General features: G+C 49.6%; 17 protein-coding genes. 13 read left to right on the top strand and 4 right to left on the bottom strand.

All coding sequences use genetic code 11. The features are described from left to right. Positions 1–382 precede the first annotated feature (382 nt). The 8 genes from ACJJIP_RS14585 to ACJJIP_RS14550 all read left to right on the top strand — a co-directional run bounded on the left by ACJJIP_RS14585 (position 383) and on the right by ACJJIP_RS14550 (position 12953). On the top strand, positions 383–1849 hold the full coding sequence (locus ACJJIP_RS14585) for a DNA-3-methyladenine glycosylase 2 family protein (protein ID WP_444945426.1): 1467 nt from the start codon (positions 383–385) through the stop codon (positions 1847–1849). Next, the gene (locus ACJJIP_RS14580; protein ID WP_444945425.1) at positions 1846–2367 is read left to right on the top strand and encodes a methylated-DNA--[protein]-cysteine S-methyltransferase; all 522 of its coding nucleotides are present in this window, start codon (positions 1846–1848) and stop codon (positions 2365–2367) included. Before ACJJIP_RS14585 ends, ACJJIP_RS14580 begins: the two co-directional genes overlap by 4 nt. Positions 2368–2464: 97 nt before the next feature. Then, positions 2465–3001, top strand: coding sequence for a gamma carbonic anhydrase family protein (locus tag ACJJIP_RS14575; RefSeq protein WP_444945424.1), 537 nt, complete (start codon positions 2465–2467; stop codon positions 2999–3001). Then, the gene (locus ACJJIP_RS14570; protein WP_020411718.1) at positions 2994–3209 is read left to right on the top strand and encodes a DUF1289 domain-containing protein; all 216 of its coding nucleotides are present in this window, start codon (positions 2994–2996) and stop codon (positions 3207–3209) included. Before ACJJIP_RS14575 ends, ACJJIP_RS14570 begins: the two co-directional genes overlap by 8 nt. Before the next feature lie 58 nt (positions 3210–3267). Next, entirely contained in the window at positions 3268–6786 is a 3519-nt protein-coding gene (gene dnaE / locus ACJJIP_RS14565; protein ID WP_444945423.1) for a DNA polymerase III subunit alpha, read from the top strand. 93 nt (positions 6787–6879) lie between these two features. Then, positions 6880–7836 (top strand): acetyl-CoA carboxylase carboxyltransferase subunit alpha, encoded by a 957-nt coding sequence (locus ACJJIP_RS14560; protein WP_020411720.1) that lies wholly within the window; start codon positions 6880–6882, stop codon positions 7834–7836. 353 nt (positions 7837–8189) lie between these two features. Then, positions 8190–9521 carry a sugar MFS transporter gene (locus ACJJIP_RS14555; RefSeq protein ID WP_353374960.1) on the top strand — a complete coding sequence of 444 codons (1332 nt, stop codon included), beginning with the start codon at positions 8190–8192 and terminating at the stop codon, positions 9519–9521. 390 nt (positions 9522–9911) lie between these two features. Then, the gene (locus ACJJIP_RS14550; RefSeq protein WP_444945422.1) at positions 9912–12953 is read left to right on the top strand and encodes a di-heme oxidoredictase family protein; all 3042 of its coding nucleotides are present in this window, start codon (positions 9912–9914) and stop codon (positions 12951–12953) included. A gap of 338 nt (positions 12954–13291) precedes the next feature. On the opposite strand, the gene ACJJIP_RS14545 is transcribed toward ACJJIP_RS14550, so the two are convergent. Continuing rightward, entirely contained in the window at positions 13292–14140 is an 849-nt protein-coding gene (locus ACJJIP_RS14545; protein WP_020411722.1) for a LytR/AlgR family response regulator transcription factor, read from the bottom strand. Next, complete coding sequence (locus tag ACJJIP_RS14540; protein ID WP_020411723.1) at positions 14137–15309, bottom strand: sensor histidine kinase; 1173 nt, start codon at positions 15307–15309, stop codon at positions 14137–14139. The genes ACJJIP_RS14545 and ACJJIP_RS14540 overlap by 4 nt, the downstream gene beginning before the upstream one ends. 441 nt (positions 15310–15750) lie before the next feature. Between ACJJIP_RS14540 and ACJJIP_RS14535 the strand changes: the two genes are divergently transcribed. Together ACJJIP_RS14535 and ACJJIP_RS14530 are read left to right on the top strand one after the other, a co-directional pair. Further along, on the top strand, positions 15751–17082 hold the full coding sequence (locus ACJJIP_RS14535; RefSeq protein WP_353374962.1) for a sugar MFS transporter: 1332 nt from the start codon (positions 15751–15753) through the stop codon (positions 17080–17082). A 320-nt stretch (positions 17083–17402) separates the two neighbouring features. Beyond that, positions 17403–19985 carry a glycoside hydrolase family 3 protein gene (locus tag ACJJIP_RS14530; RefSeq protein WP_444945421.1) on the top strand — a complete coding sequence of 861 codons (2583 nt, stop codon included), beginning with the start codon at positions 17403–17405 and terminating at the stop codon, positions 19983–19985. 455 nt (positions 19986–20440) lie between these two features. On the opposite strand, the gene ACJJIP_RS14525 is transcribed toward ACJJIP_RS14530, so the two are convergent. Beyond that, positions 20441–23026, bottom strand: a complete 2586-nt coding sequence (locus tag ACJJIP_RS14525) for a glycosyl hydrolase family 18 protein (protein ID WP_051089467.1) — start codon at positions 23024–23026, stop codon at positions 20441–20443. Positions 23027–23243: 217 nt separating this feature from the next. Between ACJJIP_RS14525 and ACJJIP_RS14520 the strand changes: the two genes are divergently transcribed. Next, on the top strand, positions 23244–23423 hold the full coding sequence (locus ACJJIP_RS14520; RefSeq protein ID WP_157533316.1) for a hypothetical protein: 180 nt from the start codon (positions 23244–23246) through the stop codon (positions 23421–23423). 157 nt (positions 23424–23580) lie between these two features. On the opposite strand, the gene ACJJIP_RS14515 is transcribed toward ACJJIP_RS14520, so the two are convergent. Then, entirely contained in the window at positions 23581–23787 is a 207-nt protein-coding gene (locus ACJJIP_RS14515; RefSeq protein ID WP_020411727.1) for a transposase, read from the bottom strand. A gap of 373 nt (positions 23788–24160) precedes the next feature. Here ACJJIP_RS14515 and ACJJIP_RS14510 point away from each other — a divergent pair, with 373 nt between their 5' ends. Then, on the top strand, positions 24161–24388 hold the full coding sequence (locus ACJJIP_RS14510; RefSeq protein ID WP_083922665.1) for a carbohydrate-binding protein: 228 nt from the start codon (positions 24161–24163) through the stop codon (positions 24386–24388). Beyond that, positions 24331–24555 (top strand): carbohydrate-binding protein, encoded by a 225-nt coding sequence (locus tag ACJJIP_RS14505; RefSeq protein WP_444945420.1) that lies wholly within the window; start codon positions 24331–24333, stop codon positions 24553–24555. Before ACJJIP_RS14510 ends, ACJJIP_RS14505 begins: the two co-directional genes overlap by 58 nt. Positions 24556–24674 lie beyond the last annotated feature (119 nt).

Raw genomic sequence — 24674 nt, 5'->3', positions numbered from 1 at the left:
GGCGGGCTATTTTCCGGGTTATATCTCTTGTAATTTTAAAAAATAAAACTCCGCCATTTGGTTGGGAACGTTCGCGCAGATGTTGTGTTAAACATGTTTAGGCAAAAGTGTCAGGCAGATATAAGAAAAGGACTATGAGTCGAAGATACTTTTAAATTCATACTTGTATTGTTATTTATGCTTTAGCCTGATTTTTTCCAGTAAGCGAAAAAATTTATGCATTCTCTGCGCAAGTGTTACTGCCGTTATTGCTACTGTATATAAACCTACTTCCAATTGAGTGAGACCAGTTAGTCAGCTTTTTAAAAATGGCCAGTTCCGTTTTTGACTAGTTCCATGGGCGTGGAATCCATACACTGGTAGTCAGAAACGGGAGGGGTTTATGAAAATTGATGCTGCAGTTTGCTCCAGTGCGCGACTGGCTCGCGATCGTCGTTTCGATGGACGTTTTTTTACAGCGGTGAAAACCACCGGGATTTTTTGCCGTCCCATCTGCCCCGCACGCCCCCCCCTCGAGCAGAACGTTACTTACTTTGCCACTGCGGCAGAGGCCGCGAGTGCTGGCTTCAGGCCCTGTTTACGCTGCCGGCCAGACTCTGCCCCAGGCAGTCCGGCCTGGGAACTGGTCTCTACCACCGTACAGCGGGCACTGAAGTTGATGCGCAGCGAACGGGAGCCTCATTCAGTGGAACGGCTGGCGGAGCGCCTTGGGGTCAGCAGCCGTTACCTTCGACGTTTGTTTGCTGAGCACTTGGGTGTGAGCCCTTTGTCGGTATGGCAGACTGAGCGGGCGCTCTTTGCCTTTCGTTTATTGCGTGATACCAATTTGCCGGTAGCAGAAATTGCTTATGAATCGGGATTTAACAGCTTGCGTCGATTTAATGGTGTGTTTAAACAGATTTACCAACGCACACCATCCGAGGTGCGCAGGGAGGGCCATAATAGGCGGCTGAAATGTGGTGTTTCTACAAAAGTACAGCTCTATCTCGATTACCGCCCACCATTGGATTGGCAGCAATTACTGGCATTCCTCCGTACCAGAGCCCTGACGGGGGTAGAGCAGGTAAGGGACTGCGAGTATTTACGCAGTTTTGCGTTGGAGGGGGGGCGTGGAGTGATGCGGGTGACCCACGATCCAGAGAGAAACCGCTTGGTAGTGGAGGTATCCGGGCAGGAGGGTGGTACCGGCTTGTACCTGCTTAATCAGCGTCTTCGTCGATTGTTTGACCTGGATGCTGATACAGCGGAGATCCAGGCAGTGTTAAATGAAGACCCCTTGCTGAAGAGACAGCTGGCACAGCGACCGGGCCTGCGCTTACCCGGAGCCTGGGACCCATTTGAATACGCTTTGCGGGCAATACTTGGGCAGCAAATCAGTGTGGCAGCGGCTACCACGATTGCGGGGCGCCTGGTGGCTCGCTATGGGGAGTCCTTTGTGGATGACTCTGGAGTTGAGAGGTTCCTGTTTCCCACTGCAAAACAACTTTCTGAGGCGGATTTTACCGGCTTGGGGCTGACACGTACCCGGGCCAATACTTTGCGAGAGTTTGTTGACGCAACACTTGATGGCCGGGTTAATTTTGGCGAGCAGTCCCTGGAGGATTGGTGTACGCAGGTCACTGCATTGCCGGGTATCGGCGATTGGACAGCGCAATACATTGCCATGCGCGGGCTATCCATGCCGGATGCCTTCCCATCCTCAGACCTGGGAATTTTGCAAGCACTGGGCAGTAAAGGTCTAAAGGCAAAACCAAAAGAAGCCCTGGCGAGGGCTGAAAAGTGGAGGCCCTGGCGGGCTTACGGGGCAATCCTGCTGTGGCAGTCCCTGAAATCTGGAGAGCAGAAATGATTTTTTATGAGAGTTACACCACAGAACTGGGTGAAGTTGCCATAGCGGCCTCTGGTCAGGTAGATGAGGGTGAAGCCAGGGGTATTGTTTCGTTGCAGTTTTGCGATAGTGAGCGCCCGCTTCGCGCTGGGCCGGGTTGGAAAAGAGAAACCTCTGATCTTATCGAAAAAGCTGCTCAGCAGTTGCGAGAATATATTGCCGGGAAGCGGAAAAATTTCGATCTGCCCCTGGCCCCGCGGGGGACCGAATTCCAACGGCGAGTATGGGACGCCCTGTTGCAGATTCCCTTTGGTGAGACCCGCAGTTATAGCCAGCAGGCACAGCTCTTAGGGCAGCCTCGTGCTATTCGCGCGGTAGCGCGGGCCAATGGTGCCAACCCGGTAGCGGTGATAATTCCCTGTCACCGGGTAATTGGTGCGAATGGCAGCCTTACCGGTTATGCCGGAGGCCTGCCACTGAAGGCTCGGCTTTTGAAGCTGGAAGGAGCCAACTTTGTAAGTCAGGGTGAGTTGCTTTAGTGCTCGGAAAGTGAAAAGCACAAGTGCCACCTGCTAGCCATAGACCCTTTGGCGCGGGATAATAAGCGGTTCATAATCATATTGAGCCGGAGGCCAAATGCTGTACAGATTGGGGGATAAACAGCCGCAACTGGAAGGTGAGAGCCACTATATCGCGCCCGGTGCCCATGTGATTGGCGATGTGCGTATGCTTGCGAACAGCTCTGTGTGGTTTAATGCGGTGGTGCGTGGTGACTGTGCGCAGATCACCATCGGTGAAAATAGTAATGTGCAGGATGGCTCTGTGCTGCACGCCGATCCGGGTACGCCGTTGACAATCGGTACCGGTGTCACCGTAGGCCATAAAGTGATGCTGCACGGCTGTGATATTGGTGATTACAGCTTGATAGGTATCAACGCCGTGATCTTAAACCGGGCCAAAATCGGTAAGTGCTGTATTATCGGCGCCAACGCGCTGGTGACCGAGGGCACGGTGATTCCCGACTATTCGATGGTTGTGGGTACTCCCGGTAAGGTGATAAAAACTCTCGATCCCGCTGCCTATGCGCTGCTGAAAGCCAGCAGCGATCACTATGCGGCCAACGGTAAATATTTTGCCAGCGAGTTGGCTCTGCTCGAGGCTGAGGATGTCTGAACAATCTGTAAAAACTGCGGTGCCTGAAGAGCACCCGGTTAAGTCCCCCTGTATTTCCGTATGTGCACTCAACGACCAAGATGTTTGCGAGGGTTGCTTTCGCAGTGGTATGGAGATCAGTCGTTGGGGCTCCATGAGCAACGATGAGCGCCGTGCAGTTCTGAAGCTCTGCACCGAGCGAGCGCGGCAAATGGGCCGACTCTGGTAAATCATTGAATGCGCTTTGCGGGGGCCTAGCTCCGCAGGGCCTGGAATCAAACGCGAATATGACCCAACCTTTTGTCCATTTAAGAATCCACTCTGAATTCTCTCTGATTGATGGCCTGGTACGTATTAAGCCGGCAGTTGCACGAGCGCAGGAGCTCGAAATGCCTGCCCTGGCTCTTACCGATCAGTGCAATCTGTATGGCCAGATAAAATTCTACCGGGCCTGCCTCGGGTCCGGCATTAAACCTATAACTGCTGCAGATTTCTGGCTCAGTGAGGGCGGCGAGGGTAAGCCTACGCTGATCACCCTCTATGCCATGAACGGCGATGGCTATCGCAATATCACTGAACTGATTTCCCGCGCCTGGATGGAAGGGCAGTACCACGGCAATGCCTATATCAAACGTGAATGGGTGAAAGAGTACAGCGAAGGGGTGCTCATGTTGTCCGGGGCCAAGTACGGCGATGTGGGCCGCGCCCTGGTTGCCGGACGCCGTGCTCAGGCTGAGGAACTGGCCAGTGAATGGGCGGATCTATTCCCTGGTCGCTATTACCTGGAGCTGCAGCGCACTGGTCGCGCCGGGGATGAAGATTACCTGCATGCTGCAGTGGAATTGGCCCGGGCCCTGAATTTACCTGTGGTTGCCACTAACGACGTGCGCTTTATGGAAGAGAGCGAGTTTGAGGCCCATGAAGTGCGTGTATGCATCCATGAAGGCCGTGCTCTTGATGATCCACGCCGTGAGCGCCGTTATTCCGCCGAGCAGTATTTCCGCACATCGGAAGAAATGTGGGAGCTGTTCAGCGATATTCCCGAAGCTTTGCAAAATACTGTAGAGATCGCTAAACGCTGTTCCGCACCGATTCAGCTGGGTAAGTACTTCCTGCCTGAGTACCCGATTCCCGAGGGTATGACTGAAGACCAGTTCTTTGAGAAGGTGTCCTATGAGGGGATGGAGCGGCGACTGGAGAAGATCCTGGATAAGACCGCTGCCGATTACGCCCAGCGGCGCCAAGTGTATGAGGATCGCCTGCGTTTTGAACTGGATATCATCATCCAGATGGGATTCCCCGGCTATTTCCTGATCGTGATGGACTTTATCCAGTGGGCCAAGGACCACGATATCCCAGTGGGGCCGGGGCGTGGTTCCGGTGCAGGCTCCCTGGTGGCCTACTCTCTGGATATTACCGATCTTGACCCGCTGCAATACGATCTGCTGTTTGAGCGATTCCTCAACCCGGAACGGGTTTCGATGCCCGACTTCGATATCGACTTCTGTATGGAGAAGCGCGACCGGGTTATTGGTTATGTAGCGGATAACTACGGCCGCCAGGCGGTGAGCCAGATTATTACTTTCGGCACCATGGCTGCAAAGGCAGTGGTGCGTGATGTGGCGCGGGTGCAGGGCAAGTCCTACGGCCTAGCCGACAAGCTGTCTAAGATGATCCCCCCCGATGTGGGTATGACATTGCAGAAGGCCTACGATCAGGAGGATGTACTCAGGGAGTTCCTGGAAAGTGACGATGAGGGCCAGGAAATCTGGGAGATGGCCCTGCAGCTGGAAGGGGTTTCGCGCAATGTGGGCAAGCACGCCGGTGGTGTGGTTATCGCCCCCACCAAGCTCACTGATTTTGCTCCGCTTTATTGTGATGAGACCGGCGCTGGCCTGGTAACCCAGTTCGATAAAAACGATGTGGAAGATGCCGGCCTGGTGAAGTTCGACTTCCTCGGCCTGCGGACACTGACCATTATCGACTGGGCCAAGCGCATGGTGGATGAGACGCGCGCGCGCGAGGGGTTGGAACCTCTGGATATCGCCGCGCTGCCGCTGGACGATGATGAAACCTTCAAGATGCTCAAGCGGGCAGAAACTACAGCGGTGTTCCAGTTGGAATCCCGGGGTATGAAGGATCTGATCAAGCGCCTACAGCCGGACAACCTGGAAGATATGATCGCCCTGGTGGCCCTGTTCCGCCCGGGTCCGCTGCAATCGGGGATGGTTGATGACTTTATTAACCGGAAGCACGGTCGCGCCCAGGTGGCCTACCCGGATGCCAAATACCAGCATGAAAAGTTAAAGCCGATCCTGGAGCCCACGTACGGGGTAATCGTTTACCAGGAACAGGTCATGCAGATCGCCCAGGAGTTGGCGGGGTATACCCTTGGTGGCGCTGACCTACTGCGCCGGGCAATGGGTAAAAAGAAACCGGAGGAAATGGCCAAACAGAGGGCCACTTTTGAAAATGGGGCAAAAGAGCAAGGAATTGACCCCGAACTTGCGATTAAGATCTTCGACCTGGTAGAGAAGTTCGCGGGTTACGGTTTTAACAAGTCTCACTCGGCAGCTTACGCCTTGGTGTCTTATCAGACTGCCTGGCTGAAAGCGCACTACCCAGCCCAGTTTATGGCTGCGACCATGTCTTCGGATATGGATAAGACCGATAAGGTGGTGACCTTTATCGAAGAGTGCCGGGCCATGGAGCTGGTGTTGGTGCCGCCCGATGTGAACCTGGGTAGTTTCCAGTTCTCGGTGGATATCGACAACCGAATTATCTACGGTCTTGGTGCCATTAAAGGACTTGGAGAGGGGCCTATCGAGAATATTATCGCGGCGCGGGAGGAGGGCGGGCCCTTTAGTGATCTGTTCGACTTCTGCTCGCGGGTTGATCCTCGCAAGGTAAACAAGCGTGCTCTGGAGGCGTTGGTTCGCTCTGGTGCTCTAGACAGTATTGGGCCGGATACCGGCGGCAATGATGGTCTGGATTATTCTCGTGCGGTGCTGTTTAACGCCCTGGACGAGGCAGTGAAGGCTGCTGAACAGCAAAAGGCCAATGCCAATGCAGGCATGATGGACCTTTTTGGCGAAGTGGTACCCCAGGCATCCGATGGTGATGTTTACGAAGATTTTCGTCGCACCCGTTGCTGGAGTATTCGTGAGCGCCTGGAGGGTGAAAAAAATACTCTGGGACTTTACCTGACGGGCCACCCTATTGATGAGTACGCTGATGAGCTGCAGCACTTGGTTAAGGCGCGCATTGCCGACTTGAAGCCGGGGCGCGAATCGCAAAAAGTGGCGGGGTTGGTTGTCGCTTTGCGAGTGATGAAGACCAAGCGTGGCGACTCCATGGCAATTGTCACCCTGGACGACCGCAGTGGTCGTATTGAGGCGGCTATGTTCAGCGAGGCTTTTGGTGAGCATCGGGAAAAGTTGGCCAAGGATGCGCTGCTGGTGCTGGACGGGCCTGTGGCGAATGATGATTACAGTGGCGGTCTGAAAATGACGGTCAATGGAGTGTCAACTCTGGATGAATTGCGCCAGAGCAGCGTGAGTGGTTTGCGTTTACAGGTTGTCAGTGGCACTGCGACGCCGGGTTTGGCAAAACGATTGGCCTCCTGCTTGCAGCCTTATACCGGTGGTAAATGCAGGGTCAGCCTGGAAGTCGTGCGTCACGATGCGCGAGGTCTCTACCGCCTTCCACCCGAGTGGAATGTTGAGCCGAATGACCAGATGGTTCAGTCCCTGCGAGAGTTGTTGGGAAGAGAGCAGGTGGCGCTTCAATACGCTGAAAGGCGTTAAAGTCCACCGGACTCGACTGGTCGGTTCTGTACAGTTAAGCTATGCCGCTGTGAATGCCCGGTGGCGTTGGAAAGAGTTAAAGGCGCAGATTTCATGAATTTCAACTTTCTCGAGTTTGAGCAGCCAATTGCAGAGCTGGAAAGCAAAATTAAAGAGTTGCAGCTGGTCGGTGACGACAACGAACTGAATATTGCCGAAGAGGTTACCCGGCTGAGGGAAAAAAGCAGAAACCTGACTGAGTCTATCTACTCTGAGCTCACCCCCTGGCAGGTTGTGCAGGTAGCGCGTCACCCACAGCGTCCCTATTCCAAGGACTATATAGAGCGCTTATTTACCGACTGGGATGAGCTGCATGGCGATCGCCACTTTGGCGACGATAAGGCAATTATTGCCGGTATCGCCCGCCTAAACGGCAAACCGGTGGCGGTGATTGGGGAAGAGAAAGGCCGCTCCGTCAATGAAAAAGTTGCGCGCAATTTTGGTATGCCGAAACCAGAGGGTTACCGCAAGGCTCTGCGTATCATGGAAATGGCCGAGCGCTTCAAAATGCCGGTGCTCACCCTGATTGATACCCCGGGAGCTTACCCCGGTATTGATAGTGAAGAGCGCGGTATTAGTGAAGCCATCGCCCAGAATTTAGCTGTGATGTCCCGTTTGCGCACGCCGATTATTTGTACCGTGATTGGTGAAGGCTCTTCAGGTGGTGCATTGGCTATTGGCGTGGGAGACCAGCTCAATATGCTGCAATACTCCACTTACTTTGTGATCTCCCCGGAGGGCTGCGCCAATATTATCTGGAAAACGGTGGAAAAAGCCCCGTTAGCTGCTGAGGCTATGGGGGTGACCTCCAGTGTGCTGGAAGAGCTGGGTATCGTAGATGAAACAATTCCCGAGCCCCTCGGTGGTGCACACCGCGACCCCGATGCCATGGCTTTGAGTCTGAGAGAGCGTCTCGGTGAACAGCTGGATCAGCTGAGCAGTATTCCAATTGATGAATTGTTGGAGAAACGTTATCAGCGCCTGATGAGCTACGGTAATATCGTTTCCTAACCCCTTAAGAAAAGAGTTTTGTGGCCGGCGTCTTACTGGAGAATCGAGGGCCGGCTACAGACCTTCCCCTTCTTTTTTTTCCTCTGTTAATGGCCCTTAGCTAGCTTCTCAGCTTGCAACTTGGCGTTGTCTTTTGATTGTTTCCCAAGACATTAAGCCGCTGGTTTTGTCTTCCTCCAAACGATCTGCTCCTTAACTTGCTGGTTTCAATTGCTTTTGAGCGCTTTTCTTAAGCAGCTGGGTATGGCTAGCGGAATAGTTACCTGCGTGTCCACATTGCCCCTGTTTTGACCCCCCTTATCGAAAAGACCTGCGGAGTTGATGTAGCTCCATGTTAGAAAGCTGGAAGAATAATGAGTGGTTTGATTGGCAATGATCTCCAGCTATGGGTGGGCGATATTGCTGAGGTCTGTGGAACAATAATTATGGCAATTTTGCAGAGTAATACAGCAACGGATACCGAGCAGTTGCAAACTGGTGAAAAACCTGGAAATAGTTTTGCGTTGGTGGCTTTAACCTCCCTGTTTTTTTTGTGGGGGTTTATTACCTGTTTGAATGATATTCTGATTCCCTACCTCAAAGAAATATTTAGTCTGAGTTATACCCAGGCAATGTTAGTGCAGTTCTGTTTCTTTGGGGCCTATTTCCTGGTTTCCTTACCTGCTGGTTTTTTACTTTCTCGTATCGGTTACCAAAAAGGGATAGTAACTGGGTTAGCTGTTTCGGTAATTGGATGTCTAATATTTATTCCCGCTGGGCGTATGGAAACCTATGCGCTATTTCTGGGGGCGCTTTTTATTTTGGCCTCTGGTATTACCATTTTGCAGGTGTCGGCAAACCCTTATGTCGCTGTGCTAGGTAAAGAGAGTACTGCTGCCAGTCGTTTAACAATGACCCAGGCATTTAATTCTTTGGGAACAACTGTGGCTCCACAATTTGGGGCGCTGTTAATTCTTCCCGCTGCAGGTGTTGCTGCTGGTGCCGTCGGCGCCACTTCCGTAGAAATCCCCTATTTGATATTGGCCGTGGCCCTGGCATTGTTGGCAATTGTATTTGGATACCTGAAACTACCTAATATCGTCAGTGCCAACAGGCTGCCCGAACCTGAAGAGATTACCGGGTCGGCTTGGAACCATCGCCACTTGGTACTTGGTGCTGTAGCCATATTTCTTTACGTGGGTGCAGAGGTATCCATTGGTAGCTTTCTGGTGAATTTTATAGCGGAGGACTCTATTGCCGGGTTGGAAGAGTCCGAAGCCGCATTTTATATTTCCCTTTATTGGGGCGGTGCAATGGTGGGACGTTTTGCTGGTGCGCTGGTAATGCACTATATATCTGCCGGAAAAGTGCTGGCTATCTGTTCTATTGGCTCTTGTTTACTTCTAATGATCACGATTACCGGCAGTGGGCATCTCGCAATGTATGCTGTGTTGGCGGTTGGTTTGTGTAACTCCATTATGTTCCCGACAATATTTAGCCTGGCCCTGGCGAAACTGGGCACGGCTACCAGTCAAGGGTCTGGTATTTTATGTCAGGCGATAGTTGGCGGGGCTGTTGTGCCATTGTTGCAAGGAGTACTTGCCGATCAAGTGGGTGTGCAGCTTGCGTTTGTCCTACCGATTTTTTGTTATCTGTATATCCTTTACTACGGTGTGATCGGACACCAGCCAAATAAGTGCGCTTAAGTTGTTTTTATACTCTCAACTGAGCTCGTTTTGCCGGCATTTTATGTCGGCTTTTTTCTGTTCCTAAGAAAAATATTAGGCTTAGGGTTGATTTAGATAAGCGAGCTTAAGCTCCTTGATAAGGTAGGTTTAATGATGTCCACCCGCGTGCATTGATTGACGGGATTTATCTTTATGTGACATTGATTTTTTATTGAACTCTTGTGCCTCCCTTGACACTAAGCTGGATTAAATTTTTGAGTGAAGCTTCTGGATAAATATTTTGGTTCCGTGTGGCCGCTTTCTTTCGTGAGAGCTTTGTGAAAAATTTCCTGTTTTTTGATTTTTCGTAGGTTGAAGTTCCAATATAAGAGTAAGTCAAGAGTGATTAACCGGGAAGGAAAGATAATTATGAATATCTATGATGCTCGGAAGGCTAGAGTGCAATACCTTTCAACCAAACTGTTTTTCAAGTACTTAAACCAATTGCGCAAGCCGATTAAGGTGGGTGTTATTTTTTGTGCTGTGTTTTTTCTCTCTGCTAACCATGCCGTGGGTTTGCAGGCGATACAAAATGGAATTGGCGGTATTCAATTTACAGATGAGGGCTCAGCTGAATTTTTTGTTAATGTCGGTAGTTGGGCCGATGTGCATTACCAAGTAAATGGTGGTGTGCAACAAAATGTACGGATGCAACAATCCGGTAACCGCCAAACACTCTTTCTGGATGATTTACATCTGGGTGCCACGGTGAGGTACAGCTTCACCTATTTCGATCAAGAGTGTAATTGTGCTATCGATAGTGATTTACGAGATTATGTTCATGGCGATGGCGATGGCGATGGCGATGGCGATGGCGATGGCGATGAAACTGATGGGCAAAATAGTGATACAGGTATACAAGCCCAAGATATCAACAGTGCACGGTTTTTTGTAAATGGCCAGGGCTGGGCCGATGTTCACTATACACTCAATGGCGCTGGTCAATTAAATCACCGTATGACCCAGGCGGGAGGCATAAATAAATTTGATATTACCGGCCTCTCAAATGGTGATGTTGTCCGCTATCGTTTCACCTACTGGGATGTAGATTGTAATTGTGCCAAAGTTACTGAGTGGGCAACTTATACTCACAACGGTGACGGTGACGGTGACGGTGACGGTGACGGTGACGGTGACGGTGACGGTGACGGTGACGGCGTAGTTGATAGTGTCGATCTCTGCCCTAATACGCCACAGGAAACATCTGTAGATATCCACGGCTGTCCGCTGGCGGTTGATGTAGCTGAAGTCAGCATAATGAATGGCTTCCTGGTTGGGGGTAGAGGCAGTGAATTTCCCGGCTATGCGCTCTACTTTTTTGATGGCGATTTAGGGTCACCAAATAGTAATTGTAGTGTTGAGTGCTCTGATAGCTGGCCTCCATTGTTAGTAAATGATACGGCAGCTTCAGGTACTTCTGGCCTAGACGTTATTGTACGTGATGATGGTCGTCAACAGGCTGCTTACAATGGCCGTCCTTTATATTTCTTTTCTGGTGATTCCCAACAGGGTGATCAAAATGGTCATGGTGTAGGTGGAACTTGGTGGCTTGCAGAGTTGTTTGATCGCAGTGACATTGTTCCCCTGTTTAACGGTGATACCCCCCTTGAACCTGATACGGTTATCGAAACGGGAGATGCGATCATTACTCGTTTTGCTGATAGAGCCCGGGATAGACATGCCAGGGAAGATCAATTCCAGGCTTATGACCATTACCTTACTTTTTATTGGGAGCACCGCACAGCGCAAGTTGAGATTATCGACCGGGTTGCAAAGGGTGGTAATGATATTACCATCAACGTGATCACAGAGTGGGAGTTGGGCCAACCCGAGTTCCGCGCTTTTTATCGGGGAATCAATACCGTTGCTGAGTACTACCATAATGTCTTTTTAGACCGCGATCCTGAGGATGTAACCCGGTATAGCACAACGATCCATTTTAACAGTAAAGAAGGTCGCCCCCTTCAAGCTGGCGATCGTATGGAAATGGAGGTGAGTCAGTTTTTACTTAATCCACCCAACGGCCGGGCCAATTATTATGGATCTACCGTGCTTTATATTGTGGGACAAGGAGGGTTGGTGCCTTGGGAAGCAAAGGGCACCTTTGGTGACCCCGCCACAGAACGAGAGGATTCCTATCCTATCCCTACTAAGGGGTGGTTGGGAGGGGGCACTACTCTCCCCTATCAATATTCAGGTGAAGCAGATAACCATTTTATGCAAATGGCTTCGAATCTTGCTCCGCAAAACGGTCAAATCTTTGTGCGGGGTCGTCGAATTCATCATAGCGATTTTGGTGATGGATCCCACAATGAGAGTAGTGAAAATCCTGGGCTCATTGAGGTTGCCAATAAATTAGGCCCTCAATATATAAACCGATCCTGCGTTAGCTGTCATGAAAAAAATGGCCGGGCCCCATCTGCAACTACCGGCTCTGATCTATCCCAGTATGTAGTCAAAGTGGGTTCTGTTAGCGGAGAAGCGGATCCACTTTTAGGTCATGTATTACAGCCTAAAAATATCAATGGTAGCCCGGAGGCCACAGTTACTCTCAGCGCGTGGGTGGAAAATAACGGCTTACGCCGCCCCGTCTACAAGTTTAGTGGAAATAGCCCTGCGTATTATTCCGTCCGTATTGCTCCACAATTAGTAGGCATGGGTCTATTGGAAGCAATTCCTGAAAGCGCTATCGTGGCCCAAGCGGATCCAGACGATAGTAATGGCGATGGTATTAGTGGTCGTTTGCAGGTTGTCAGTGACCCGCAGAGTGGGGAGCAGCGAATTGGTCGTTTTGGCTGGAAAGCGGCTCAAGCCAGTGTTGCTTCGCAAGTTGCCGCAGCTCTCAATACCGATATGGGAGTAATGACTTCGATATTTCCGCTACCTGATTGCGGTAGCGCCCAATCAGGCTGTGGCGCTGCTGGTAGTGAATTAAATGAACAGAATCTTAGTGACTTAGTCGACTATGTATCACTATTGGGCGTTAGTGCACGCCGAAACCTGAACAACAATACTGTGCTGAAGGGTGAAGAGTTGTTTACTAATGCTGGCTGTAGCAGTTGCCATACGCCTACCGTGGTTACCAGCGCTTATCATCCAAAGGCGGAACTTCGTAACCAAATAATTCACCCTTATACGGATTTATTGCTCCATGATATGGGTCCAGAGTTAGCAGATAATCTTCCGGAGGGGGTAGCTTCAGGTTCTGAGTGGCGAACCCCTCCACTTTGGGGGATTGGGCTGGGAGTCGATGTTAGTGGAGATGAGAGTTATCTTCATGATGGTCGTGCCCGCACCCTTGACGAGGCAATTTTGTGGCATGGGGGAGAGGGGAATAATTCGAGACAAGCTTATGAGCGAATGTCGGCGGATGAGAAGAATGCGTTAATTATGTTCTTGCAATCACTCTAATAAAAATAGCCCCTCTCAAGTAAGAGAGGGGCTATTTTTAGAATATTTCCGGCCCCTATGCTGCTGACCAAGTACTAGAGAGTGCTAGCTTACTGTAGTAAGGGAAACCCATATGAATTTGATGATCCTTATATGGCAGTTAACATTGACACCTGGAATGTAAGTTTTTCGAATGATTCGTTTTATAGGTGCGTGTAATCGGAATCGCTGGAAAGTTGACTATATGTGAAAAAGAAATTATTTGTCGTAAAGATATTTCGATTTTATTAACAGATAGAAATACCAGCTAATCCCTGTCGGTATTTCTCGGACTCGAATTATCTTTTGTCAAAAGAATACTAGGAAGCTTGGGGAGCGGCTAAATTTTTGTGCCGATTGGACTCCAGGAACTCTTTGATTGGCAAGCGATAGTTTCTGCTAACCTTTACTTTCGCGCCACTGGTCAAGGTGAGAAAATATTCTCCTTTGGTAAGAACCTTAATGTGCTCAATAAAGTTAAGGTTTACCAGCGTGGAGCGGTGAATACGTTTGAAGTTCTTAGGACACAATTTTTTCTGTAAGTCTTTAATAGTGCTACGCATAACATGTGTCTCTCCTTTTACATGTACGCACATATAATCCCCGGCGGCATCAATCCACTCAATATCCTGCTGGCTCACCATAGTGATACTACCGCGGTCTTTGATGGCCAACCGGTTGGAAGCGTTTTGAGGCAGAGTAGCCCCTCTGTGGGCGTTACCCTGGTTTACAGTATCGTCAATGGAGCGCATCAGCCGGTTTTTCTCTGTCTGATGGCTATGTTTAGTAGAGGTATTCACCAGTTGTAGACGTTGCCGAGCCCGTTCCAGGGCTGTGCGGAGACGCTTACCATCTAACGGCTTGAGTATATAATCTACTGCGTGGACTTCGAAGGCTTTGAGAGCGTATTGATCAAAAGCAGTGGCGAATATAATTTGGGGCATAATGTCTCCCTGCAGGTTATAAACTACATCGAAGCCATTCATTCCCGGCATTTGCACATCCAGCACCAGCAAGTCGGGAGTGTGATCGGATACTGCTTGCAGCGCTTCTCTGCCATTTCGGCAGCAGGCAACAATTTTTATATCGGAAAACTCCTCAAGCATGCTTTTTAACAGCCGGAGGGCCAGGGGTTCATCATCCACTAGCACGACGGTGTAATTATTCATAGGGCTTCTCCCTGTGTCTGGTTTATGGGGGAGGTGGAAATTTCCAGCGGGATATCAATATGCACCATCATCCCGCAACCGGTCTTTTGGAACTGCTTTATTTGGAAGTCTTGTGGATAGAGGCTGGAGAGTCTCTCGCGCACGTTCTTTAATCCAACGCCGGTAGAGGTTGTGTGGCCGTTCTGCTGCTCTGGAGAATCATTCGAGCAGCCTGAATCATTGACTTTCAGTACTAGGCGGTTACCCGACCGGTGGGCGCGAATTGCTATAGTTCCACCTTTTTCATTGGGGGCAATAGCGTATTTAACTGAGTTTTCGACCAAAGGCTGCAGTAGCATACTGGGAACCCGAGCTTTGCGGACTTCTTCATCAATAGCGATATCTACACTGAGCCGATCGACAAATCGGGTCTTCTCAATTTCCAGGTAGAGTAGAACGGCTTCAATTTCCCTTTCTAATTCTACTTTTTGCATTGGCCCTTCTTTTAGGGATAGGCGCAGGAAGTCGCTTAGCCGGATTACCATCTCCCGGGCTTCGTCGGCTTGCTGAAAGCGAATTAAGGCATTAATGGAGTTCAGGGTGTTAAAAAGGAAGTGAGGGTTCAATTGATAACGTAGCATCGTCAGTTGGGCTTCGTTGGCAATAGCTTCCGCCCGGAGTCTACGCAGCTGCTCGCGTTCGTTGACTGCAGCTACATCAAGCATTTTCCTGTGCTCATCCTGCAGGAGCATATAGTATTTCACTCCACAGTACAGGGCGCTCCAGAATAAAAACACAAAGAGTGAGGCGTAATACCAACCCCCGAATTCGGACCAGATAGAATGCTCACCGCTCAGGCGGATATAAGCCTCCATTCGTACCAGTGTCCATATGCCTGAAATTACCGCTACAGCGAGCAGGTAGATGACGGTTCGTACCGCGAGCTCCGAGTCCCAAGCTATATCAAAAATGGGCCTGAGAAATAGCGACAATACAAAAGCAACTGCGCATTGGAACACGGTGTTTGCTGGTTCAAATTTCGGCCATTCAGAAGGGGAGTGCCATAGTGTGAGTGAGAGAAATGTAACCAGCAGGATGCCGGCCCAGCTGACCAACTGTAACTTCCAAAACCAGCGAGTCGACTGAACATCAGCGTTAAGTTCTATAGTTTGACGGGGGGAGTACTGCATGATGTCCCGTTTATTTAGTATTGTGAAAATGACGGGATAGGCGCTGATTATTGCGCTTATTATTATCCAATAGATACTACCTTGGCTTGGCGGGCCCCGCCATAGCTGGTGAGCGCCAGCTTTCCGGCTTACCTTTTAATTGGTCCTACTTGTCGCTTTTTGGGGTGATTAGTCAAGTAACTTTCGGCAATCTGGGTCCATAAGGCAAATATACGTGTTGAATGATATTTTTACTGGTTAATACCCTAAACCCGTTAACCATTTTTAATGGTGATGCGATATTTTAGATTGGAATCAAGGACAAAAGAAGAAAGTCGATGACTGGAATAGGCCATTCTGCTGCATTAATTTTCCTTGTTTATCCTTAAGCGACTAAAAAGGGTTTAGGATAAACAGTTTCATTGCCGATATATAAAGAAGAGATTTGGGGATTGGTTTCTAATGAGCCAGATGTTGCCCGGGTCGAGGCTTCCCTCGAACGATATGGCTGTAAATGGTATTGGTGCTTCGGAACAATCTGCCGTGGCTCCAGGTCCTTTCAATTTGGCCGCCTTGACTTCACTGTTTTTACTTTGGGGCTTTATCACTGGTCTGAATGATGTACTGGTGCCCCACTTCAAAAATGTTTTTGAGCTGAGCTATACCCGCGCAGTACTGGTTCAATTTTATTTTTTTGCTGCCTATTTCCTGGTATCCGTTCCAGCAGGCCTACTATTACGGCGGGTAGGTTACCAGTTAGGGTTAGTACTGGGCTTGTTAGTAGCTTGCGCGGGTTGCCTGATATTTATTCCTGCTGCGCGCCTCCAGATCTATGAAGTTTTCCTGCTGGGATTATTTGTGCTGGCTTCAGGCATTACAGTACTTCAGGTGTCGGCAAATCCCTATGTTATTGCCCTCGGACACAGTAGCACGGCACCCAGTCGATTAAACCTTACCCAGGCATTCAACTCTTTGGGTACCACGTTGGCACCTATAGTTGGCGGAGCTGTTTTTTTTACCGCTTTTTCCATCACTTCTGATCCGGATACAGCGGTTACTCTGTCTGACTTCCGTGCGCGGGAGGCAGCCCTGGTAGAGAAGCCATATTTTTGGCTGGCAGTTATCTTGTTGCTGCTTGTGGCTTTCTTTTCCTGGATACGCCTGCCCGTTATTCCAGGGCATCAATTAGCTCCCGGGGCTGAGGCTAATAAAAGTGATGTTTTCTCTATATGGCGCTTTCCGAGATTGACGTTGGGTGCGGTGGCGATTTTTGCCTATGTTGGAGCTGAGGTGGCTATAGGCAGTTTCCTGGTCAGTTTTTTTGGCGAGCCCTCAGTTGCGGAAATGCGTCCCTTAGAGGCTGCACACTTTGTCTCCTATTACTGGGGAGGTGCCATGTTAGGTCGTTTTGCCGGCGCTTTGTTATTGCGATATATACCCGCGAACAAAATGCTTGCAGTCTGTGGGTTAGGGTCGGTTGTTCTGATTGTAGCGGCAATGCTTTTCTCCGGGCTGGTGGCAGTTTGGGCGATTGTTGCTGTAGGTCTGTGTAACTCCATTATGTTTCCAACCATTTTTAGCCTCGCTCTTCGTGGTTTAGGTAGGCATACCAGCCAGGGCAGTGGTGTGTTGTGTATGGCCATTGTCGGAGGAGCGATGATTCCGCTTATGCAGGGTGTTCTGGCTGATAATGCTGGTATTCAACTTTCATTTTTAGTGCCGATGTTGTGCTATTGCTACATCGTTTACTACGGTGCTTTTTCTCCAACTTTACGCGGCGCGGCAGTGGAATAGGGTATGTCTATATTTCCACTTTGTCCGTATTTTGAACCAGTCCATCGGATTTCTATTGGCGCTTCAGGTCAAGTATTGCACTTTGGTTGAATTCATCCTTTTCAGGCGGTTTCTGGTTAGAGTGGGTTGTTAAAAGTTGTCAGATATTTACCTGTTTGTATTTTGGACATTCTGTAATTATCCAGAGCCGATAAATTTATAAAAGTAATAAAATTAGCCTGTTTCCAATTTTCTAAAATTGAGCTTGAAGCCCGCAATACCAGTGGGTAGCTGGAAAATAGTAGCTGGTTAACAAGATAGGAAAAACTTGGGAGTTATCTGTGAAATTTAGTAAAAATTTTTCACTGGGTATTGTGCTCTGTGCGTCAGTATTTGCTGGTTGCCAACAGCAGAATAATGAGAGCCAGGCAAGAAAAGGTGAATCCCTGGTAAGTGATGGCGGTGGCAATCTCGAGAACTGGCCTGTACTTGCACCAGCGTTCATACGTGATGAAAAACTGGAAGCGCGTATTAATGAAATAATGTCTCGCATGTCTCTGGAGGAAAAAGTAGGCCAGTTAATTCAGGCGGAAATTCGCCATGTAACCCCAGAAGATGTGAAGAACTATCACTTGGGCTCGGTACTCAATGGTGGCGGTGCTTTCCCGAACAATGACAAGTTTGCTACTCCCCAGGATTGGCTGGCACTCTCGGATGCTTTCTTTGAGGCGTCTATGGACACCTCCGATGGCGGTGTCGCTATTCCTCTGATTTGGGGTTCCGATGCGGTTCACGGTCACAATAATGTAATTGGCGCTACCCTGTTTCCTCACAATATTGGCTTAGGTGCTGCCCGGGATCCAGATTTGATCGAGCGTATCGGTCGTGCGACAGCTCGCGAGGTCGCTGTTACTGGAATTGACTGGACCTTTGCACCAACAGTTGCAGTTGTTCGCGATGATCGCTGGGGACGAACTTACGAAAGCTACTCTGAAGATCCTGTGCTAGTTGCCGATTATGCGAAAGCTATGGTTAATGGGCTACAAGGAATAAAAAGCAGCGTGGGTTTTTTGCGCGGTGAGAACCTGGTAGCCACTGCCAAGCACTTTGTCGGTGATGGTGGTACTACCCGAGGAATAGACCGGGGTGATAATGCGGTACCCGAGCGTGAACTGGCTGAGGTGCACGCGGCTGGTTACCTGACGGCGCTCCCCGCGGGTGTGCAGACTGTGATGGCTTCTTTTAACAGTTGGAATGGTGAGAAGTTGCATGGCCACAAGTATCTGCTGACAGATGTCCTGAAAGGGCGTTTGGGCTTTGATGGCTTTGTTGTAGGCGACTGGAATGGCCACAGCTTTGTGCCAGGTTGTACCTTGGAGAGCTGTGCCGCAGCAATTAATGCCGGTCTGGATATGTTTATGGTTCCGGCAGACTGGAAAGCGCTCTACAAGAATACGCTTACTCAAGCCAAGAGCGGTGAAATTCAGCCTGAGCGTCTAGAAGATGCGGTGCGTCGTATCTTGCGAGTGAAGCTTCGCGCAGGCCTATTTGAGCGTAACATGCCGTTGGCTGGTAAAGGTGGCATTTTAGGAAATAATGAGCATCGCGCGATTGCCCGGGAGGCGGTGCGCAAATCTCTGGTGTTGTTAAAAAACAATGAACAGCTACTGCCGTTGGCTGCCAACCAGAATGTGCTCGTGGTGGGAGACGGGGCGGACAACCTTTCCAAGCAAAGTGGTGGTTGGACTATCTCCTGGCAGGGAACTGGAAATACCCGAGCTGATTTTCCCGGTGCAACCTCGATTTATGAAGGGATTGCTTTGGCAGTAAAAACGGCTGGTGGTGAAGCTATCCTGAGTGTGGATGGATCTTTCGGGGCTGATACCTTTGCAAATGGCAAGCCACCTGGAGTAGCGATCGTCGTTTATGGTGAGGATCCCTATGCAGAGTGGCACGGAGATATCACCAATATTGAATACCAGCGCGGCGGTAAAAAAGATTTGGTACTACTGAAAAAACTTCGTGAGCAAGAAGTGTCGATAGTCAGTGTTTTCTTGTCTGGACGTCCACTATGGGTGAATAAGGAGCTAAATGCGTCAGATGCCTTTGTAGCGGCGTGGTTGCCGGGCTCAGAGGGCGCGGGTGTAGCAGATGTATTGTTCAGGGGAGAAAATGGTGAGGTGCGCTATGACTTTACTGGCAAACTACCTTTTAGCTGGCCTGTGTATATTAACCAAGCCGTTCTCAATCCTTACCAGGAACACTATGAGCCACTTTTCTCGTTGGGTTATGGTTTAACAGCTAAAGAGGAGTCTCTGGTGAGTAATGAATTGCCTGAAGTCAGTGAAAATTTTGCTGGGGGAGTCCTTGAAGATGCCTGGTTAATGGTTTCCCGTCCCAGGGCTCCCTGGGTATTGAATATCGTTGAAAGGGATTCCAAGACAGTTCCAGTCACGGGTAATTACACAGCTAGTGACGATGATGAAAATGTCGTTGTTACCTCAATTGATATGTCCTCTCAGGAGGATGCCCGTCTGATCAAGTGGAAAGGTTTACGTCCTGGAGCCGTAGAGTTGTCTGCAGAATATATGCAGAACCTGAATATTTACCTGGAGGAAAAATCTGCTCTTAGCCTAAATATCCGGGTTGACCGGGAGGTGGAAAAGCCGGTATTTGCCGGGATGACTTGTGGTGAGGGCTGTATTGCCAAGGTACCTTTACATTCTGCCTTGAAAACCATGCCTCTGAAAGACTGGACTCGTATCTCTGTGGACCTGCGGTGTTTTGCTAATGCGGGCGCTGACTTTGGAAAAATTTTCAGTGTTTTCCGCTTGGAAAGTGAAGGCGCTATGGAAATTGCGGTGGCCAATGTGAAATTGATTCCAGAAGCGGCAAAAACTGCAACTGTTCAGTGTAAAAGTTAATAGCGAGATATTTGAGGGGGTCAAGTAGGTTCAATAAAATGGACTGGTTCAGGCCAAATCTGAACTACTACAAATAAAAGCTTGATTCCCTTTAGAGATTTTGAAAGCCCGCATTCAACTCTGAGGTGCATCACCCTCTAGGCCGCTGTAGCACTCGCATTGTCTTCCATAATCTGTCGAGGAGTTTTATAACCTCAGTGGTTCAACCATGGAAGATGCACTTTACGAAATTGAATCAACAATTAAATTTGTCAAAGTAACCTTGGGGAGCCGATCCCCAGAGTAAACAACCATCCTTGACAACTTTTCCTGCTAGCCCATTAACCTCCTAAATGCCGTCAAGGATTTCAGGAAAGCTTTTTCATATTCTCCAGCTACAAGGAGTATCAGTAAGTCCCTAAGTCAGGGGCGCGTTAGCGCCCCAGGCACATCGGGTTACCACCCTGTGAGAGTGATCAATTGCAGGTTGCAGGACCAATTTCCTCCCAAACTGTGGAAGCACCAGGTTCGTCACCCTGGGTCCACCACTTGGCACGGTAACGGGCATCGCCGTGATTTACTTCGTCCCCACCGTTGTAACTGGTCGTTGCATTCCATGGCATTTCGACTTCACTGACCAGTATCCAGTCAGCTGCAGTTATCCCCGGCTCCATCTGGGTCCAGTACTTGGCCTGCCAAACGAGATTCTGATGGCTTACCTGGTCACCGCCCAGGTAAGTGCCCCCCATTTGCCAGGCAGGGTAATTATCTGCGTTGGGGTCGGACTGGTTGCAGCTATCCCCTGTATCGGTCACATTCACCTGCACTGCGGCAGAGACACTGGTGAAGCCATCGCTGACGGTCACTGTCGCGGTGAAAGCAGTATTCGCTTGAACCTGGGGTGCAGTGAAGGTAGCACTGGCACTATCGCCATTGGCTACAGTAAGACCCGGTGCATTCCAGTTGTAAGTAAGCGTATCGCCATTGGGGTCACTAGCATTGGCAGTAACACTGACACTCCCTCCTTCAGCAACAGAGACACTGCCTGGGACGGAAACGACGGGGGGCGCATTATCTCCCTCTGGTAGCAGAGTCACTAAGACATTATCGGTATTCGATAACTCACCATCGCTCACAGTGAGTTCAAATTCCAACTGCGTCTCCATAGTAACCTGCGGAGCGGTAAACTCTGGAGAAGCACTATCCGTACCCTGTAGGGGTACTGTGGGGGTACCGATCTGAGTCCAGGAGTAGGTCAAAACATCACCATCTGGATCACTGGAAGCACTACCATTCAAAGTCACTGAAGTACCGCTCACCACAGACTGATCAACTCCCGCATTGGCTGACGGTGCTCGATTGGCCATGCCATCATCGTGGCCCAGGCTCTCATGCATGGCATTGAGTATGTCACCGTTGTCTGCATCAATTTCCCAGGCAAACAAACCTGCGAGACCATTGCTTCGTGCGTAAGTACCTTTTTGCATGACGGAGGTGACATTGTCATAGGTAATCAGGTCACCGGTATCAGCCTTGAAGATATAGGCGCCCTGAGCAGTACTGTCGTAGTGCTCCTGCCACTCACCGCTGGCAATCTTCCCGGCAATATCACGGTAGTCCACAATGCCGGCTTCCCAGGTGCCTGGAGTCGCTCCGGTCGCTGTTCCTGTCAGGTGATCAGCACCCGTCCAACCGGTAACCCCGGTCCAACCGCGACCATACATTGCAGTACCCAACACCAGCTTTGACGGTGGTACACCTGCGCCGATCAATGTCTGGATACCGGAATGAGCATTGTAGTCATCTGTCGGATTCCAGCTCGGAGCATAAATCGCCGTCTGATGCCCAAGAGTCTCGTTACTCCAGGCTCCGTAGAAGTCATAGGCCATCAAAAACAGATAATCCATGTACTGTTCGACATTCGAGTAATCGACATCTTCGATCTTGTCAGCCCCAGCACCAATAGCAGAAGTGAGCTCGTACTCACGGCCGGTTTCCTGCTCGAGCTGGTCCAGCATTGCGCGCAGTTCTTTCATCAGTAAGCGGTAAGTTTCACCATCGGTATTGGGATCGCCAAGATTAGGGTTCGCGCCCTGGCCACCAGGGTACTCCCAATCAATGTCCACACCGTCAAAGAATTTCCAGGTACGCAGAAACTCCTCTACTGAATCCACAAAGCGGGTACGAAGTTCAGGATCATCAAAGAAGTAGAATGGATCGGATAGGGTCCATCCACCGATCGACGGTAGTACCTTGATATCTGGATAGGCCTGCTTCAACGCCATCAACTGGCCGAAGTTACCCTTGTAGGGATCGGACCAGCTGTGCCCTGCTTGTGATTTCTGCAGTGCCGCAAATGGGTCGTGAATAGCAACTTTGAAATCTTCCCGCCCAGAACAAGAGCGCTGTAGTGCCTGGAAGCTGCCTTCAATGTCCTTGAGGCTGTCGTTGATGCCGTCGCCGCCACAAATAGGAATAAAGCCGTACAAGATATGGGTGAGGTTATAGGCTGGGATTTTGTCAACCGGGAACTTTCGACCGTACACACCCCACTCTACAAAGTAAGCACCCACAACAGATCCGCTGGTATTAGTGTAAGGCTGGTTATTCTCTCCATCATTGAGCACGATTGGGTCCAAGTGGCTCCCGTCAGTATCAGCTACGACGATGTCAGTTACTTCTGAACTGCTGCAACCGGAGAAGTTACATAGGGCGACCTGCAGTTCGTATCGGCCTCCTTCAGTGATCTGCAATGTGGCAGTTCCGCTCTGGTTGCCGGCGCCATTTACTGGCTGCTCGAATACAACTTGTCCATCGAGCAGATACTGTGCAGTGTCGGCATCGTCGCCTGAAAATTTGGACCAGGACACAGGTATTTCAGCCTGGTCTTTGATGGTCACCAGCTGCTCGTAGGCGGTAGCTGTGTCGTCAACTTCAATAATGGCAAAGCGGGTTTCCATATTGTTAATGGCGGGTACACCGGGGACTGCGAGTGCGGTCGAACTGACTAAAGCAAATATCAATGGAGTTTGCGACCAGGTCAGGAATTTAGGCGTTTGCATAGGGTTTACCTTGAGCAAGTTATTTTTATTGTTGGCCATCGGCAGTTAGGTGATGCGATTGCCAAAATGACACCGCTGTCAAAATATCATCGCTTATGGGGAGTCGCAATGCAGAAAGGGATGAATTGCCACGGGGTAAAGAGAATTCGAATGAAAGTGCCGCCATTGGAGGCAATATGAGACCCGTATCACGAAAAAAACGGAACTTTACGAGAATATGACTGAGGCAAGACATTGCGCCTTTTCCCAGGGGGGGAGGTTTGATCAACCCGGATCAAGGGGAGAAAACGAGGAGTACTGGTGGGCGACTTTTCTGCATCGAGCAGGAGCTTTACCGGTGGTGATCGTTACGGTTCACCGACCAGCTTGCCAGCCGGTAAGGGAGGTGCAGGAATAACAAAGTTAAGGAACCTCTGATTAACGAAGCATTTTTCTAGAATTAAGCTGAATCACTTATAAAACTCACTTTTTTACGCGCAAACGCTTAATTTTCGCGTACTAGCTCCCTGATTTTTCACCAGAAGTCCTCAATAGGCGAATCACGGGCGCCCCCCCTAGGCAGCCAAGTATTTTTTCCCTATTAGTAAGTAAGTGAAGCCTGCGAACAAGCACAGCCGCTCAGTATTTTTTACCAGTCCTCGATAGCGGACCTTGTCATAACCCAATACCCGCTTGATGTAGCGAAAGGGGTGCTCGACCTTCGCTCTTATCTGCGCCTTGATCTTTTCCGCAAGGCGCGACTGTGGAACTAAAGTGTCCATTTCTTCAAGGAATTTTTCCCTACGGGTCTTGCGGCGCTTATTCAGAGGTTCCTTAAATCAATATCTAATATGGCATAACAACGTCAATTCGAACTGTTTACGAATATCTTAAGCTCTGTGGAGGGGGTACGCTAAAGAAATCTGCCTAACAGGCCTGTGAGCAAAACACAATTCCTGCATGAATTAATTTAATATGTAGTGTAAATGCTCATAAAAAATAAAAGCATGATTATGTTGGAGGTTGGTAATCTTCTGTTTTTGTATGTTAATCGTTCCTACTCAAATCATTACATTCCAAGCAGAAGATTACACTTGATTTTGTGATCGGCCACCGGGTAACAGCGGGGGTGCCTATAAAAACGATCACGTAGATATAGAAATTACTAAAGATCGTGGCGACGGCTTCAATGTTGGCTGGATTGATCAGGGAGAGTGGCTTGCCTACAAAAATTTACAAATACCCAGCACAGGAAACTACAAAGTTCATATGCGTGTTTCCAGTCCCTCAGGTGCCACAGTATCTGTTGATTTAAACGGTGTGCAATGTATTGGATCGAGCCGTCACCCCCAATACCGGCCGTTGGCTGGCAGAAATGGCTGACTATCGACTTCACCGCCAAAATAGAGGCGGGTAATTATAATTTACGCGTTTATGCAGAGTTTGGAGGTTGGAGTTTCAATTGGATCGAAATAATTGCCGTAGACTTTAAGAGTCTTGTGTCGGCCGACGAGCTCAATAGTACCGATAGCAGCAGCTGGAGTTTCTAAACCAATTATGGTGGTTGCGAGATACAGTATTACACTAACGGGCAGAATGTGACGATTCAATATGATCGCGCTGTGGGTTGTAAGGTGCTGGCAATCGAAGCCGGATAAGAGGAGCACAA

The organism is Microbulbifer variabilis (assembly GCF_052467165.1).
This window is presented reverse-complemented; position numbering and strand designations above follow the sequence as displayed.